At 41.4% G+C, this 14,877-nt stretch carries 12 protein-coding genes; 6 read left to right on the forward strand and 6 right to left on the reverse strand.

Going from position 1 to position 14,877, the window contains the following annotated elements; genetic code table 11:
• The first annotated feature begins 2 nt into the window (after positions 1–2).
• From HRT96_RS03955 to flhA, 4 genes are read left to right on the forward strand one after another with little or no spacing between them, the layout of a single operon-like run.
• On the forward strand, positions 3–272 hold the full coding sequence (locus HRT96_RS03955) for a flagellar biosynthetic protein FliQ (RefSeq protein ID WP_293152528.1): 270 nt from the start codon (positions 3–5) through the stop codon (positions 270–272).
• A 2-nt stretch (positions 273–274) separates the two neighbouring features.
• A complete protein-coding gene (gene fliR, locus HRT96_RS03960) occupies positions 275–1,057 on the forward strand; it encodes a flagellar biosynthetic protein FliR (protein WP_293152531.1) in 783 nt (260 codons plus the stop codon).
• A complete protein-coding gene (gene flhB / locus HRT96_RS03965; protein WP_293152534.1) occupies positions 1,050–2,177 on the forward strand; it encodes a flagellar biosynthesis protein FlhB in 1,128 nt (375 codons plus the stop codon). The genes fliR and flhB overlap by 8 nt, the downstream gene beginning before the upstream one ends.
• 15 nt (positions 2,178–2,192) lie before the next feature.
• On the forward strand, positions 2,193–4,268 hold the full coding sequence (gene flhA / locus HRT96_RS03970; protein WP_293152537.1) for a flagellar biosynthesis protein FlhA: 2,076 nt from the start codon (positions 2,193–2,195) through the stop codon (positions 4,266–4,268).
• Positions 4,269–4,304: 36 nt separating this feature from the next.
• Here the strand turns inward: flhA and tssJ are convergent, their stop codons facing one another.
• The 3 genes from tssJ to guaB form a co-directional block, all read right to left on the reverse strand.
• Positions 4,305–4,790 (reverse strand): type VI secretion system lipoprotein TssJ, encoded by a 486-nt coding sequence (gene tssJ / locus HRT96_RS03975; RefSeq protein ID WP_293152540.1) that lies wholly within the window; start codon positions 4,788–4,790, stop codon positions 4,305–4,307.
• A 328-nt stretch (positions 4,791–5,118) separates the two neighbouring features.
• Complete coding sequence (gene guaA / locus HRT96_RS03980) at positions 5,119–6,699, reverse strand: glutamine-hydrolyzing GMP synthase (RefSeq protein ID WP_293152543.1); 1,581 nt, start codon at positions 6,697–6,699, stop codon at positions 5,119–5,121.
• A gap of 113 nt (positions 6,700–6,812) precedes the next feature.
• Complete coding sequence (gene guaB, locus HRT96_RS03985; protein ID WP_293152546.1) at positions 6,813–8,276, reverse strand: IMP dehydrogenase; 1,464 nt, start codon at positions 8,274–8,276, stop codon at positions 6,813–6,815.
• A gap of 298 nt (positions 8,277–8,574) precedes the next feature.
• Between guaB and xseA the strand changes: the two genes are divergently transcribed.
• Positions 8,575–9,828, forward strand: a complete 1,254-nt coding sequence (gene xseA / locus HRT96_RS03990; RefSeq protein WP_293152852.1) for an exodeoxyribonuclease VII large subunit — start codon at positions 8,575–8,577, stop codon at positions 9,826–9,828.
• A gap of 139 nt (positions 9,829–9,967) precedes the next feature.
• Complete coding sequence (locus HRT96_RS03995; protein ID WP_293152549.1) at positions 9,968–11,950, forward strand: methyl-accepting chemotaxis protein; 1,983 nt, start codon at positions 9,968–9,970, stop codon at positions 11,948–11,950.
• Positions 11,951–12,027: 77 nt separating this feature from the next.
• Here the strand turns inward: HRT96_RS03995 and HRT96_RS04000 are convergent, their stop codons facing one another.
• From HRT96_RS04000 to HRT96_RS04010, 3 genes are all read right to left on the reverse strand, one after another.
• The gene (locus HRT96_RS04000) at positions 12,028–12,273 is read right to left on the reverse strand and encodes a Rho-binding antiterminator (RefSeq protein ID WP_293152552.1); all 246 of its coding nucleotides are present in this window, start codon (positions 12,271–12,273) and stop codon (positions 12,028–12,030) included.
• A 26-nt stretch (positions 12,274–12,299) separates the two neighbouring features.
• Positions 12,300–12,641 carry a Fis family transcriptional regulator gene (locus tag HRT96_RS04005; RefSeq protein ID WP_293152555.1) on the reverse strand — a complete coding sequence of 114 codons (342 nt, stop codon included), beginning with the start codon at positions 12,639–12,641 and terminating at the stop codon, positions 12,300–12,302.
• Between the two features lie 145 nt (positions 12,642–12,786).
• Positions 12,787–14,817 (reverse strand): PhoX family phosphatase, encoded by a 2,031-nt coding sequence (locus HRT96_RS04010; protein ID WP_293152558.1) that lies wholly within the window; start codon positions 14,815–14,817, stop codon positions 12,787–12,789.
• Positions 14,818–14,877 lie beyond the last annotated feature (60 nt).

Below are 14,877 nucleotides of genomic sequence, written 5' to 3' on the forward strand. Positions count from 1 at the left end.
TTATGACTCCTGAACAGGTCGTATCGTTGATGGGCTTAGCTGTTAACACTATTATTGCCATGGTGTCTGTATTAGTGATCCCTGGATTAGTTGTCGGCTTAATTGTCAGTGTGTTTCAAGCCGCAACACAAATTCAAGAGCAAACGTTAAGCTTTTTGCCAAAATTAATCGTCACTTTATTAATGGTTACATTTGCAGGTCATTGGCTGTTAGCGCAAGTTAAAGCGCTTTTTGATTATATATTTTTAAATATTCCAGGATTAATCGGTTAGCTATGCTTAACTTTTCTAGCATCGAATTAATGCTCATTATTGGTAAAATATGGTGGCCGTTCTTTCGCATTATTTCAGCGTTATGGCTATTACCTGTATTTGGTGATTCCCGCATTACACCAAGTGTGCGTATTTTGCTTGCTTTAACTTTAGCTATTTTAATATCTCCAGTGGTACCCGTCGTTGACAACATCAATCCCTTTTCTTTAGGTAGTATAATTTTAGCTTTAGAACAGATCTTGTTTGGACTATTTTTTGGTCTCAGCTTAACGATGCTATTTGCAATGATGAAATTGATTGGTGAAATGCTTTCAATGCAAATGGGCTTATCGATGGCCGTAATGAATGATCCAAGCAGTGGTGGTAGTTCGCACATTAACTCTCATTTACTGACTATATTTGCTACGCTGTTATTTTTGAGTTTCAATGGCCATTTAATTGTCTTAGATATTCTAGTTGAAAGTTTTACGACTTGGCCAATCGGCTCTTCTATTTATTTATTAAATATTGATATAATTTTAAAACTTGTCAGTTGGATGTTTATGGCCGCACTAATGTTAGCCATGCCAGCTATTGTCGCCATGCTGTTGGTTAATATCACCTTTGGTGTCATGAACCGAAGTGCACCGTCTTTAAACGTTTATTCATTGGGTTTCCCGATGGGCATGTTGTTGGGCATTATATGTTTAGGCCTGGTATTTCGTGTCATTCCCAACCGTTTCTTTGATTTTACAGTATTTATTCTCGAACAAATGCGATTCATTTCTGGGGGATTAAATGTCTGACAGTTCAACGCAAGATAAAACCGAACAACCCACCCAGAAAAAACTAGATGATGCTAAAAAAGAAGGTCAGATAGCACGTTCAAAAGAGCTTGCTACTGCGGGTTTAATTTTAATAAGTGGCTCTAGTTTGAGTTGGTTTGCCCCCTCTTTTAGTGAGTATTTTAGTGAGTTATTTACTATTCAGATGCAGCTTACCCGAGAGGTCACTCGCGACCCTCAATACATGGTAGTTATGTTTGGCGAAGCCATAATCAACATGCTCAAAGTATTAATTCCGTTTATTTTGGTATTAAACTTAACCACATTTTTGCTCGGTATAATGCCCGGTGGATTGATCTTTGTATTAAAAAACATTCAGCCAAAAATAAGTAAAATGAACCCTATTTCAGGGCTGAAACGCATGGTATCCAAAGACACCATCATTGAACTTATCAAGTCCATATTAAAAATCTCGCTTATTGGTTTCACCTTGTATAAAGTGCTCAGTTTACACTGGCATGAATTGGCTGCAATGGCGCAAATGCCACTCTTGAATGTCCTTAACAATGCCATGTATATCATGTCTATCACCCTCTCTTTTATGGGTGCGGCTTTACTAATCGTCGCAGCAATCGACTTACCTTACCAAAAATGGTCGATGAATAAAAAGCTGAAGATGAGTAAACAAGAAATAAAAGATGAACATAAAGGCGCAGAGGGTAGCCCCGAAATAAAACAAAAGATTAAGCAAATTCAACGCCAAATGAGCCAAAAAAGAATTGATTCAGCCGTCCCGACAGCAGACTTTATCATTGTAAATCCGACTCACTATGCAGTTGCAGTTAAATACGACGCGGCGCGTAGTCAAGCACCATTTATTGTGGCTAAAGGTGTTGACAGCATGGCCCTTCGGATCAAAAGCATTGCCGCAAGTCATGATTTAGACATCATTGAAGCACCTGAATTAACGCGTGCTATTTATCACTCAACACAAGTTGACCAAGAAATACCCGCGCAATTATATACCGCTGTCGCGTACATTCTAACGCATATAATGCAACTGAGTGCATACCGAAAAGGGCGTGGAAAAAAGCCAAATACATTACCCAATTTTGAAATCCCAGCAACGTTAAAACGTTAATTAAAGAGGTTATTCGTGAACTGGAACACCATAAAAAACATTAAAGTAAGTGTACCGATATTCTTACTCGCAGTCCTAGCAATGGTGATGCTGCCATTGCCAGCATGGATACTCGACAGCTTATTTACCTTCAACATTGTACTCTCAATACTTGTACTCTTAGTCGCGGTATCAGCAAAGCGTCCGCTGGATTTTTCTGTCTTTCCGACCGTGTTATTACTTGCTACATTATTACGATTAACGCTTAACGTCGCGTCAACCCGAATGGTATTACTACACGGCCATGAGGGTGGCGATGCTGTGGGTAAAGTAATCCAAGCGTTTGGTGAAGTTGTTATCGGCGGTAATTACGTTGTTGGTATGGTGGTCTTTATTATCTTAATGATCATCAATTTCGTTGTTATCACTAAAGGTGGAGAGCGCATTGCAGAAGTGTCAGCTCGTTTTACACTTGATGCGCTACCTGGTAAACAGATGGCTATCGATGCAGACCTCAATGCCGGCATTATCGATCAGGAGCAAGCGAAAGTCCGTCGTGCCGATGTTTCTCATGAAGCTGATTTTTATGGTTCGATGGACGGTGCCAGTAAATTTGTCAAAGGTGATGCAATTGCGGGGATGATGATCCTTTTCATTAATCTGCTCGGTGGTTTGGCCATTGGTGTATTCCAAAATGATTTAAGTGTTACAGATGCTTTTCAACGTTTTGCGTTGCTCACTATTGGTGATGGATTAGTTGCACAAATCCCGTCACTATTATTAGCAACAGCCGCAGCTATTATCGTGACGCGTGTTAATAATGATGATGGTGAGCTATCGAGCCAAATTGGCCGCCAACTTTTAGCTAACCCAAATGTCATTTATACCTCAGCAATCGTCATGCTGATACTTGGTCTCGTTCCGGGTATGCCAACATTTGTATTCTTAGTCTTCGCGGCTGTACTTGCTCTCGTAGCTTGGAAACAAAAAGACCACTTAACAGATCATGCGCCAATTCAGCAAGCAGAAAAAATAGTTGAATCATTAACGAAAAAAGATGAACCGCTGAAATGGAGTGACTTACCGATTATCGATTGCTTGTCTATTGAACTTGGCTATCAGCTCGTTTCATTAGTAGATCAAGAACAAGATGGTGAATTACTCAATCGTATTCGAGGTATTCGCAAAACTAACTCTGAAAAAATGGGTTTCTTAATACCAGAAGTGCGTATAAAAGATAACCTAACATTAAAACCGAGTGAATATCGCATTAAGCTCAATGGTGCCAAAGTCGCAGAAGCTTCTGTAAAACATGACCAGTTACTGGCGATCAAATCAGGTGAAGTATTTGGTACCTTAGACGGTGAGATCACACGTGATCCAGCTTACAATATGGAAGCAGTTTGGATCTATCCAAACATGAAATCAAAAGCGCTCAATCTCGGTTATTCTGTGGTTGATTGTCCAACGGTCATAGCCACACACGTGAGTAAAATAATTCGTGACAACTTGGCTGAGATATTTGGTTATAACGAAAATGAAGCGCTAATGGAAAGGCTCAAAAGTTTATCGCCAAAGCTCAGCGATAATGTGGAGAAAGCACTCTCAAATAATGATCAACTTAAAGTTTTCCGCCAATTACTCCGAGAGCAAGTGCCGTTAGTTGATATTGCGAATATTGCGACCACCATTATTGATTCAGCTGAAACGACCAAAGACCCTATTTTATTAAGTTCTGATATTCGTTGCACCTTAAAACGTAGTCTGATCACACTCGCTATTGGCGATAGAACCAAACTTAATACCTTTACCCTTGCTGATGAATTAGAACAAACGCTGCTTACAGCATTAAACCAATCTCAGCAAGAAGCTAAAACCGCAATAGATAGCTTCCCAATAGATCCAAGTTTATTAAGTCAATTACAACAGAGGATGCCGACAGTAAAAGAACAATTACAACAAAATGGTCATCCCGCGACCCTATTAGTTACACCGCAACTGCGTCCATTACTTGCACGCTATGCACGATCGTTTGCTAAAGGATTATCTGTTTTATCTTACAATGAAATACCTGAACATATTCAGGTTGATGTTGTGGGAACCTTAGGATAATTAATGTCGCGTTATTCGGATAACTAAACTGCGCCATTAGTTATCCGAATAATAAATTTTATTATTCAACAGTTGGATATCAAATTCGGTATCGAAAGACAGTGCGCCACTATTTAACTTGTGCAACCAGCGCCAATTGCTTGCTTCGACATTTCTAAACATGGCAAACAAAGCAATATACTTGGCACCATCGGCCTGCACAAATTCATAATCTAATTTGGCATTTGGTTTTACCGTAAGCTCTGTCTTATCAACAAGATCGACGCCTAATATCAACTCGTCAGCTTTCCACAATTGGTCAAAGCTGGCATGACGGAAGGTTTTCACATCCGCTAGCTGATAGACCCGTACAATGACAGGTAATGCTTCATTATGATTATTTGAATTAAGGTCTGCAGAAGCAGATAAGTTGAGTCGAACATCGGTGCTACTACAAGCAGTAAGCGATAGCAAAATAAATACGCTTGTCAGCGCTTTCACTCGGTTAGATAACAAGTAAAAAAAGAAGGGTAATATGATCATATGCTTCAACATCCATTGTCATGCGCTAATAATTTTAGGAGGGGTGGTATCCATACCAATGCTTGTTATAGCAAAATAACCCGTGATATAAAACTATGCAACAAACTCCAGCCCTTTGATTGATGATATTTAGCACTTACAATCTGCAATTTAATAGTTGGTAAATTCAAATAACGCCAGTTACCTGAATGGATCCGATACTAACGCCCCACAACCTTAGCATTTCATTGCAAACTAAATATCAGCCAATAAAAAAAGCAGCCCGAGAGCTGCTTTTCATATTCATATCAGTATTTACTGCTTAACTACTTGCCTAACTAGGTGAGGATTATTCCCACTCAATTGTTGCAGGTGGCTTACCAGATACATCGTAAACCACTCGAGAAATACCATCAATTTCGTTAATGATACGGTTTGATACATGACCGATTAAATCATACGGAAGATGTGACCAACGAGCTGTCATAAAGTCGACTGTTTCAACACAACGTAGTGCGACTACCCAATCGTATTTACGGCAATCACCCATTACACCAACAGAGCGTACCGGTAAGAATACAACAAACGCTTGGCTTACTTTATGGTAAAGATCCGCTTTGTGTAACTCTTCAATGAAGATAGCGTCAGCACGACGTAATAGGTCGCAATACTCTTTCTTCACTTCACCAAGTACACGCACACCAAGACCTGGCCCAGGGAATGGGTGACGGTAAAGCATGTCGTATGGAAGACCTAATTCAAGACCAATCTTACGCACTTCATCTTTAAATAATTCACGTAATGGCTCAATAAGACCCATTTCCATATCGTCAGGTAAACCACCGACGTTATGGTGTGATTTAATCACGTGTGCTTTACCATTTTTGGTCGCTGCAGATTCGATAACATCAGGGTAGATAGTACCTTGTGCTAACCATCTAGCATTGGTTAATTTCTTTGATTCTTCATCAAAGATTTCAACAAATACACGGCCGATAATTTTACGCTTAGCTTCAGGATCATTTTCGCCAGCCATTTGCTCTAGGAAACGATCTTCAGCTTTAACATGAACAATTTTCAGGCCAAAACGATCACCAAACATGTCCATGACTTGCTGGCCTTCGTTTAAACGAAGTAAACCATTATCAACAAATACACAAGTCAGTTTATCGCCGATTGCACGTTGTAATAACATGGCAACTACTGATGAATCAACACCACCAGATAAACCTAAGATAACTTCATCATCACCGATTTGCGCTTTCATACGGGCAATTGCATCATCGATGATTGAGCTTGACGTCCAAAGTCCGTCACAGCCACAGATATCTTTTGCAAAGTGAGCAAGCATACGCTCACCTTGACGAGTATGTGTTACTTCTGGGTGGAACTGCACACCGTAAAAACGCTTCTCTTCGTTTGCCATCGCAGCAAACTCACAAGTCGCGGTATTAGCTACGGTTACAAAACCTTCAGGGATAGCAGACACTTTATCACCGTGGCTCATCCATACGTCTAATAGTGCTTTACCTGATTCAGATACTGCATCTTCGATAGAGTTGAATAGCGCAGAAGGTGCTTGCATTTCAATTTGTGCATAACCAAATTCGCCTTCGCCAGTACCTTTGATGACTTTGCCACCAAGTTGCTCAGACATTGTTTGCATACCGTAGCAGATACCCAATACAGGTACGCCTGCGTTGAATACATATTCAGGTGCACGAGGTGAACCAGCTTCCGTTACACTTTCTGGGCCACCAGCAAGAATAATACCGTTTGGATTGAATTCACGGATTGCCGCTTCATCTACATCCCATGTCCATAATTCACAGTAAACACCGATTTCACGGATACGACGAGCGATTAACTGCGTATATTGAGAACCAAAGTCCAAGATTAGGATTTTTTGCTCATGAATATTTGTGGTCATTAAAGATATTCCTGTAAATATATTTAGTTGTTATGTTTATAATAATAGTAAGAGGAGACATTTGTCTCCCCTTGAATTATCAGTTTCGAACTATCTATTTTGCTAAAACTAACTTAGTTTGAACGGTAGTTTGGCGCTTCTTTAGTCATGATAACATCATGAACATGGCTTTCTGTGATACCAGAACCGGTGATACGAACGAATACAGCTTTGGTGTTCATGTCATGAATCGTTGCACAACCAGTTAGACCCATTGAAGAACGAATACCACCCATTTGTTGATGGATGATTTCTTTCAATTTACCTTTATAAGGAACACGGCCTTCAATACCTTCAGGTACTAATTTGTCAGCTGCGTTTTCTGATTGGAAGTAACGGTCAGATGAACCCTTAGACATAGCGCCTAATGAACCCATACCACGGTAAGATTTGTATGCACGACCTTGGTAAAGTTCAACTTCACCCGGTGCTTCTTCAGTACCAGCGAACATAGAACCAACCATCACACAGGATGCACCAGCAGCAAGTGCTTTGGCGATATCACCAGAGAAACGGATACCACCATCAGCGATAACGGGAATACCAGTACCTTCTAATGCAGTTACAGCATCATTGATTGCCGTAATTTGTGGTACACCAACACCAGTAACGATACGGGTAGTACAGATTGAACCAGGGCCGATACCAACTTTCACACAGCTAACGCCGGCTTCTACCAATGCTAACGCACCAGAGCCAGTCGCAACGTTACCACCGATAATTTCTAAATCAGGGTATGCAGCGCGTGTTTCTTTAATGCGGTTTAGAACACCTTGAGAGTGACCGTGTGATGAATCAATTAATAATACATCTACACCGGCTTCTACTAATGCGTCGATACGTTCGGCAGTAGAACCACCAGCACCAACAGCAGCACCTACACGTAAACGACCTAATTCGTCTTTACATGCATTCGGTTTTTTCTCAGCTTGTTTAAAATCTTTAACTGTGATCATACCCGTTAGTTTAAAGTCTTCATTTACTGCAAGTACTTTTTCAATACGGTGTTTGTGCATAAGACCAAGTACTTCTTCACGAGGAGCATCTCGTCCTACTGTCACTAAACGATCTTTCGGTGTCATCACCGATTCAACTAGGGCAGTTGAATCATCAACAAAACGTACATCACGACCAGTAATGATACCCACTAGGTCATTGGCTTCGGTTACTACAGGAAAGCCAGCAAAACCGTATTGCTTAGCGAGTTCAGCAACCGCAGCAATAGTCATATCAGGTTTTACAGTAACGGGCTCAGCAACAATACCACTTACATATTTTTTAACTAAACGTACTTCCGCTGCTTGGCGTTCAATAGACATATTTTTGTGAACGAAACCAATACCACCCTCTTCAGCTAACGCGATCGCTAAACGGCCTTCAGTTACTGTGTCCATCGCAGCAGCAAGCATAGGGATATTTAGTTGGATCTTTTTTGTTAGTTGAGTTTTTAGGTCAGCATCGTTCGGTAAAATAGTTGAATGAGCAGGTACAAGTAGTACGTCATCAAAGGTAAGGGCTTCTTTGGCAATTCTTAGCATGGGCAATATCTCACCTTGTATTAAGGTATAAAATGGACGACATATTTGGTATAAATATTGCGGACGAAGTATATGGATGGTTGGGGGTAAAAGCAAACTATATCTCAACTTTTTTTAGTTGTTGTTGATCTTAATGCCCATTAAAAAGCAAAGCTGCTACAATGTCTCGACAATGGTGCCGACGCAATTACACCTAATTTTAACTGCTTAACGCTTAGAGAGCCTTATTTTGAACAATGCCAATATTTATACAGTGACTCACTTAAATGCCAGCGTTAGGCAATTGCTCGAATCAGAGATGGGGACACTGTGGTTAACCGGTGAGATCTCCAACTTTGTCGCCCCAGCATCTGGGCATTGGTATTTGTCCCTCAAAGATAGTCGCTCACAAGTTCGCTGTGCCATGTTTAAAGGCAATAACCGTCGGGTGACATTCCGTCCAGCCAACGGCCAGCAAGTATTAGCCAAAGTACGCGTAACTATGTATGAGCCGCGTGGTGAATATCAGTTAGTGATTGAATCATTAAGCCCTGCAGGCGATGGTTTATTACAACAGCAATATGAACAGTTAAAAGCATCACTAGACGCACAAGGTTATTTTGCTCAAGCGCATAAAAAAGCCCTGCCCTTACATGCTAAGCGCATTGGTATTGTCACGTCGGCAACCGGTGCTGCGGTACATGATATTCTGACCGTACTTGAACGTCGTAGTCCAAACTTACCCGTGATTATCTACCCAACCCTGGTACAAGGCGCACAAGCAGCATCAGCGATTGTGAATGCCATTAATATTGCCAATCAGCGTAACGAAGTGGACCTGTTAATTGTTGGTCGTGGTGGTGGTTCGTTAGAAGACCTCTGGTGCTTTAATGAAGCAAGCGTCGCCGAGGCTATTTTTAACAGTCAATTACCGATTATCAGCGCCGTTGGTCACGAGATCGACGTCACTATCGCCGATTTCGTCGCTGATATGCGCGCCCCGACCCCGTCTGCGGCGGCTGAATTAGTCAGTCAAGATCAAGCACATTTACAGCAACAAGTAACCAACCTAAGCCAGCGTTTAAACAAAGCCATACAAACACAATTAGCGAAAAAACAACATCAGCAGCGTTACTTACAACAAGCCTTGATGAGCCAGCATCCGCAGCATAAACTGCAGCAACAAAATCAAAAACTCGATGAACTCAGCCTACGTTTAAATCAAGCGGTTAATCGCCATATCAGCACACAGAAATTACACTTAACCCAACTAACAGGCCGATTGCAATCGCGCTCTCCGGTACATAAGTTAGCGACAATGCAGCAACAACAAGCTAACTTACAAACACGCTTACACAATGCGATGCAGCGTCGTATACAACAAGAACAAAGTCATTTACAAAATCTGGCACAGCAATTACAAACGGTCAGTCCGTTAGCCACATTAACCCGCGGTTATTCAATTACCCAGAATGACAAACAACAAGTCATCACCTCGGTAGCCAAACTAAAATCTGGCGACAAGCTGATCACCCGCTTTACCGATGGTGAAATACCGTCAACTATTGATTAATACCAAATAATCAACCCTATAATGACAGTGAGTCATCTATATTAAGTGATAAAATAATGAATAAATCCCTTGTGTTATCCATGATTTGGTCGATAACCTGACTAGCTCATAATCATGGTAATCACAAGGCAGTCTCTACATGAAATCGATTAAAAATACTTACTCTTCCTACTTCATTGCATTTATGCTCGCAATCATGGTATTAACAACCGTTGGAATTAAAACCTTTGTCTCACCAAAATTAGTTGAATCTTCAGAAAACATCATCCATAAGTCATTACAAAAAGTCGCTGAAAACGTATTTTCAAGACTTAATAAAGTAGAAGCCCAACAGAAAAATATTACCCAAGTTATTCCTGAACTCTCGAGTGAACAGATTGACGCCTTGTTACCTGCCTTGGTCGATCAATATGGCGACAGTAACGTGTTTGGTGGTGGTATTTGGCCACTACCAGATCAACGCGAAGAAGGCATACGTAAATTCAGTTCTTTTGTCCATCGTGATAATAACAATCAACTGATCCGCAGCGACTATTGGAATACGGCGGCGGCGCCTAATTATTTTGAACAGTCTTGGCACAGAGCCGGACAAAATGCACCGAAAGGCAGCTGTGCTTGGGCGCCAGCCTACAAAGATTCAGCAAGTCCCGAAGCCCGAACCAACTGTAGTATGGGTATTTATAAAGACGGTCGTTTATATGGTGCGGCAACGATTGACGTCACACTGGGTTTCTTTAATCAACTCGCGCAAGACTTAGAACAAGAGTTTGGCGGTTACATTCTGGTTATTGAGCAAGACGGTAAGATCCTGAATAATACGGCGGCAACGTCAGGGGATCTATTATTAAAAACAACCGCATCTCTGGCATCACGTTCTGCATTTATTAATGCCGTCAACGGTAATTTAAACAATCAAAACAACAGTCATTACATCAGTTATACCGCTGACAATGGAGAAGAATACGCATTATACTTCCAGCCATTAACGGGTACACCCTGGTCAATTGCACTCGCCGTTCCCGTTGCCTCTTTACATGAAAATGAGTCGGTTATTTTATCGCTTATTGCGGCAATCCAATTACCGTTAATGCTCGCCATTATTTGTTTTTGTTATATTACCTTTCAGCGTCTTTCACAGCGTCTTATTATACTACGTGAAAACATCGACCTACTTTCACAAGGTAATGCAGATCTAACAACCCGTGTAGAGATAAAGGCAAATGATGAAGTGGGTGATATTGGTCACTCCGTAAATAATTTCATCAACTACTTACACACGTTAATGCTGTCAGTGAATAATTCATCAGTCAAAATTTCGGACTCGTTAATACAGGTCGAAGAACAAACAAAGCTCACACACAACATTATTCTCGGTCATGCCAAAGAAACGGAACAAGCCGTGACCGCGATGGAAGAAATGAGTACCACGGCGAATATTGTGGCAACGAACGCGGCAGAAGCTGCGGCGGCAACACAGCAAGTACATGACTCAGTTTCGCAATCTAAATTAACCGTGGCTCGCGCGTCGGATAATGTACAAACATTACTCGATGATGTTGAAGATACCGTGGTTAATATTGAAAGTATGGCGCAACATACTCAACAAATCAGTGCAGTGTTAACCGTCATTGGTGAAATTGCTGAACAAACTAACTTACTCGCACTTAATGCAGCAATTGAAGCAGCCCGAGCGGGTGAACAAGGTCGTGGTTTTGCCGTGGTCGCCGATGAAGTCAGAGCATTAGCAGCACGTACACAAAACAGTACATCTGAAATTAATGCCATGTTGACGAAGCTAAATTCTGGGGTAAAGGCAGTGGTCAGTGCGATGGATAAAACCAAAGAACGCTGTATTACCACGGCAACGGATACCCAAGAAGTAAACCAAGATCTAAACAGCATGGAAGTAGCGATTGCCACCATTAGTGAACTGACGATCCAAATAGCATCTGCTGCAGAAGAACAGAGTACGGTCAGCGCCGAAGTAACGCGAAACATGAGTGAAATACAACTTATCGTCAACGAACTATCAAATAATGCCGAACATACTACAACGACAACTCAAGAACTCAGTACCATGAATACGGAATTAAAAGAGGTGGTAAATAAGTTTAATTTATAACCACAGCAATCACTCACACTGAATATCAGCCTTGTTTGTTTATCGCAGACGAGGCTGGTTTGTCTTTAATCGTAACCCTAATCAAAAGTAACGAACTTAAAATGCGGATTATCAATGGTTACCTCAAGCGTTAATATCGTATCAAGTACAACCAAACTAATCACACCATCAATCATCATCTGAATACACTCATCTCGATTATCATTACGTTTTGTATCTAGTCCGAACCCGACGACTTCAGCACCTGATTGCAACGTTAACTTAATCGGATATTGATGCATACACACTATTTCAATGTAGTCATATTGATCACACTTCATCATAATCGCACTTCACTTTAAACATAAATTCAACCTAAACGTTTCGCCCAATTACCGGCATTATCTCGCGTGCAATTTTCTTCACTATCGAACTGCACTTGTTTACTGATATTTTTTAGTTTCACATCCACGGCGTTAAGTGCTTGAGTCACTAACCCCTGTAAACGCTGATCTTGCTTCGATGCCATCAACTTGGCAATGTCAGCATTACTATCGAACACACAGGTTATTTTTAAAGAGGTGGGAAAATTAGCGTAATTAACGGTATGTGTTAACCATTGAAAGCCCTGAATTTCGTCTTTTGCTTCTTCGCAAACCACGGTAAGCACTTTGCATAAATTATTATCAATCTTCTTTTCTGTTTTGGTCATGTTCTGCCAGCTGTTATCTTGTTATTGTTTATAACGCTATCCTACCGTAAATCATCGCCGATAAACAATAAAGCCAACCCCAAGGCTGGCAATGTTTAACAAGGTGTAATTAGCCATTAATCGCTAACAAAGTCATAGGTGTTAACTAAACCCCGATCTCGCCACCGTCATGTTTACGAATAATAACCGTCGCAGCCCGTGGTCGAACCGTTTTATTACTCGGTGTTTCCATCGTTGCATCACTGCTGTATGGCCAGTTAGCTGGATGCTGTATATTCAAAAATAAATCTGTCTGCGCAGGACTAAAAGCCAAACCTGTTACTTCCGCGCCATTAGGGCCGACAAAGAAACGTCTCAGCTCGGTTTGATTGTCACTGTTAATGGTTTCTAGATCACCACTGTCAGTCGTTAATTGACTTGGTACCACCGCCAGCATCTGATCATTGGTGTATTCAGTTAATTCTGGTGCGCCATTATCAGTTTGGATCCACATAATGCCGCGTGCATCAAACGCAAGACCATCCGGGCTAGCGAACTGATTTAACGCTTCAAGCCCAGAACGGTTAACCTCTGCGGTTCCATTCTCAGGCGCGCCAAACACAAAGATATCCCAACTAAATTGCTCCGCATCATCACCTTCTTGCCAACGAATAATATGGCCAGTGCTGTTATTTAATCTTGGATTCGCAGCGTTAGTTTTCTCTTTACGCTTAGTATTGTTGGTTAAGGTCATGTATACCGCACCATTCACTGGATCAACCGCTGCCCATTCAGGACGATCCATTGGTGTTGCACCCACTAAATCAGCTGCGCCAGCAGTATTGAGGATAAGCCCCGCAAGATCAGTAAATGTATCGGCCAAAGTGCCACCATTCGTGGTCTTGCTCGCTAATGTTAAAGGTAACCAATGACCCACACCATCATCATCAAAACGGGCAACGTATAACGTACCCTGATCCATATATTTAGCGCCAACAGCTAAGCGATCATCACGCTCTGCATCCACAGCATGCCAATTCACATCAGAAACAAATTTATAGATGTATTCAAAGCGCGAGTCATGACCTGAATAGAATACAATCGGCTTGCCTTCGACAACTTGGCCAAAGACACAGCCTTCATGACGGAAGCGCCCCAGCGCAGTACGCTTGATCGCGCTAGATTGATTATTATAAGGGTCTATTTCAACGATATAACCGTGACCATTGGCTTCATTACGATAATCTTCAGAGGCATTTTTTCCCGTTTTGGTAATATCAAAACGCTTAAACTCATCATCTATTTCATCACGATCACCGGCTAAATCATCCCAACCATAACGCGTGTTGTTAGCATCAATACCAATACGTTTTTGATCGGCGGTCTGTGTGCCGGTATTCACAAAATAACCCGGCCAGTTTTCTTCACAAGTCAGGTAAGTTCCCCATGGCGTATAACCATTACCACAGTTATTTAATGTGCCTCTGACTTTATCGCCAACTGGAGAGAAAGGCGTTTCAAGTAACTTTTTATCAGCCACTGGGCCGCTAATATCCAAAGTAGTAGCACCAGTAAAGCGGCGATTATGACTATCATTTTTAACGACATCCCAAATACCATTAGTTTGCTTAATCCGGACAACTGTTACACCATGGGCATTAATTTCTTTGCGCACCTCATCGATGATTATGCGTAAGCTATTGCTATCTTTCGTTGGGCCAACTGGATGTAATGCCTGTTGATCTATGTATTCGTGATTAATACATAATAGACCATCGGTAGCACTACCATTTAGTGGGAAATAATGCATACCATCGTGATGCATTCCCAGTGAATTAGCTTGATCGAACGCGGTATTGGAACCGTCAGCTTGCCACTCCAGAGCGAGATCATTCAGTGGCGAGCCCCAAGGTGCTAAAACTTGTGCGCTATAACCTTTAGGTACCACAACAGCATCTAGCTTGGCACCAGCAATAGAATCAAAACCTAATTCTACTTTCGAGCTAGCCGCCATATTTTTATTATTCGCAGTACTCGAACAACCAGCTAAACCAACACTCGTTAACATACCAACAGCGGCCATCCCCATGCCCGCTCTTAATATACTACGGCGCGATAACACCCTTTCCATTACCGCTGCAAATGGTTCGTTATTACTGTGATTATATTTAGTGGGGTCAAATGTATCTTTGCTCATGCTTTTATCTACTCAGGTTATAATTTAAGACCGATATAAACTAACAAGCAATTATGTACT

This window comes from Moritella sp., from assembly GCF_013215705.1.
Lineage (GTDB): Bacteria > Pseudomonadota > Gammaproteobacteria > Enterobacterales > Moritellaceae > Moritella.

Bases quoted from the DNA above. Each gene is read 5' to 3' on its own strand.
- HRT96_RS03955 (WP_293152528.1), top strand. From the start codon at position 3: ATGACTCCTGAACAGGTCGTATCGTTGATGGGCTTAGCTGTTAACACT.
- fliR (WP_293152531.1), top strand. From the start codon at position 275: ATGCTTAACTTTTCTAGCATCGAATTAATGCTCATTATTGGTAAAATA.
- flhB (WP_293152534.1), top strand. From the start codon at position 1,050: ATGTCTGACAGTTCAACGCAAGATAAAACCGAACAACCCACCCAGAAA.
- tssJ (WP_293152540.1), bottom strand. From the start codon at position 4,790: ATGATCATATTACCCTTCTTTTTTTACTTGTTATCTAACCGAGTGAAA.
- guaA (WP_293152543.1), bottom strand. From the start codon at position 6,699: ATGACCACAAATATTCATGAGCAAAAAATCCTAATCTTGGACTTTGGT.
- guaB (WP_293152546.1), bottom strand. From the start codon at position 8,276: ATGCTAAGAATTGCCAAAGAAGCCCTTACCTTTGATGACGTACTACTT.
- xseA (WP_293152852.1), top strand. From the start codon at position 8,575: ATGGGGACACTGTGGTTAACCGGTGAGATCTCCAACTTTGTCGCCCCA.
- HRT96_RS03995 (WP_293152549.1), top strand. From the start codon at position 9,968: ATGAAATCGATTAAAAATACTTACTCTTCCTACTTCATTGCATTTATG.
- HRT96_RS04000 (WP_293152552.1), bottom strand. From the start codon at position 12,273: ATGATGAAGTGTGATCAATATGACTACATTGAAATAGTGTGTATGCAT.
- HRT96_RS04005 (WP_293152555.1), bottom strand. From the start codon at position 12,641: ATGACCAAAACAGAAAAGAAGATTGATAATAATTTATGCAAAGTGCTT.
- HRT96_RS04010 (WP_293152558.1), bottom strand. From the start codon at position 14,817: ATGAGCAAAGATACATTTGACCCCACTAAATATAATCACAGTAATAAC.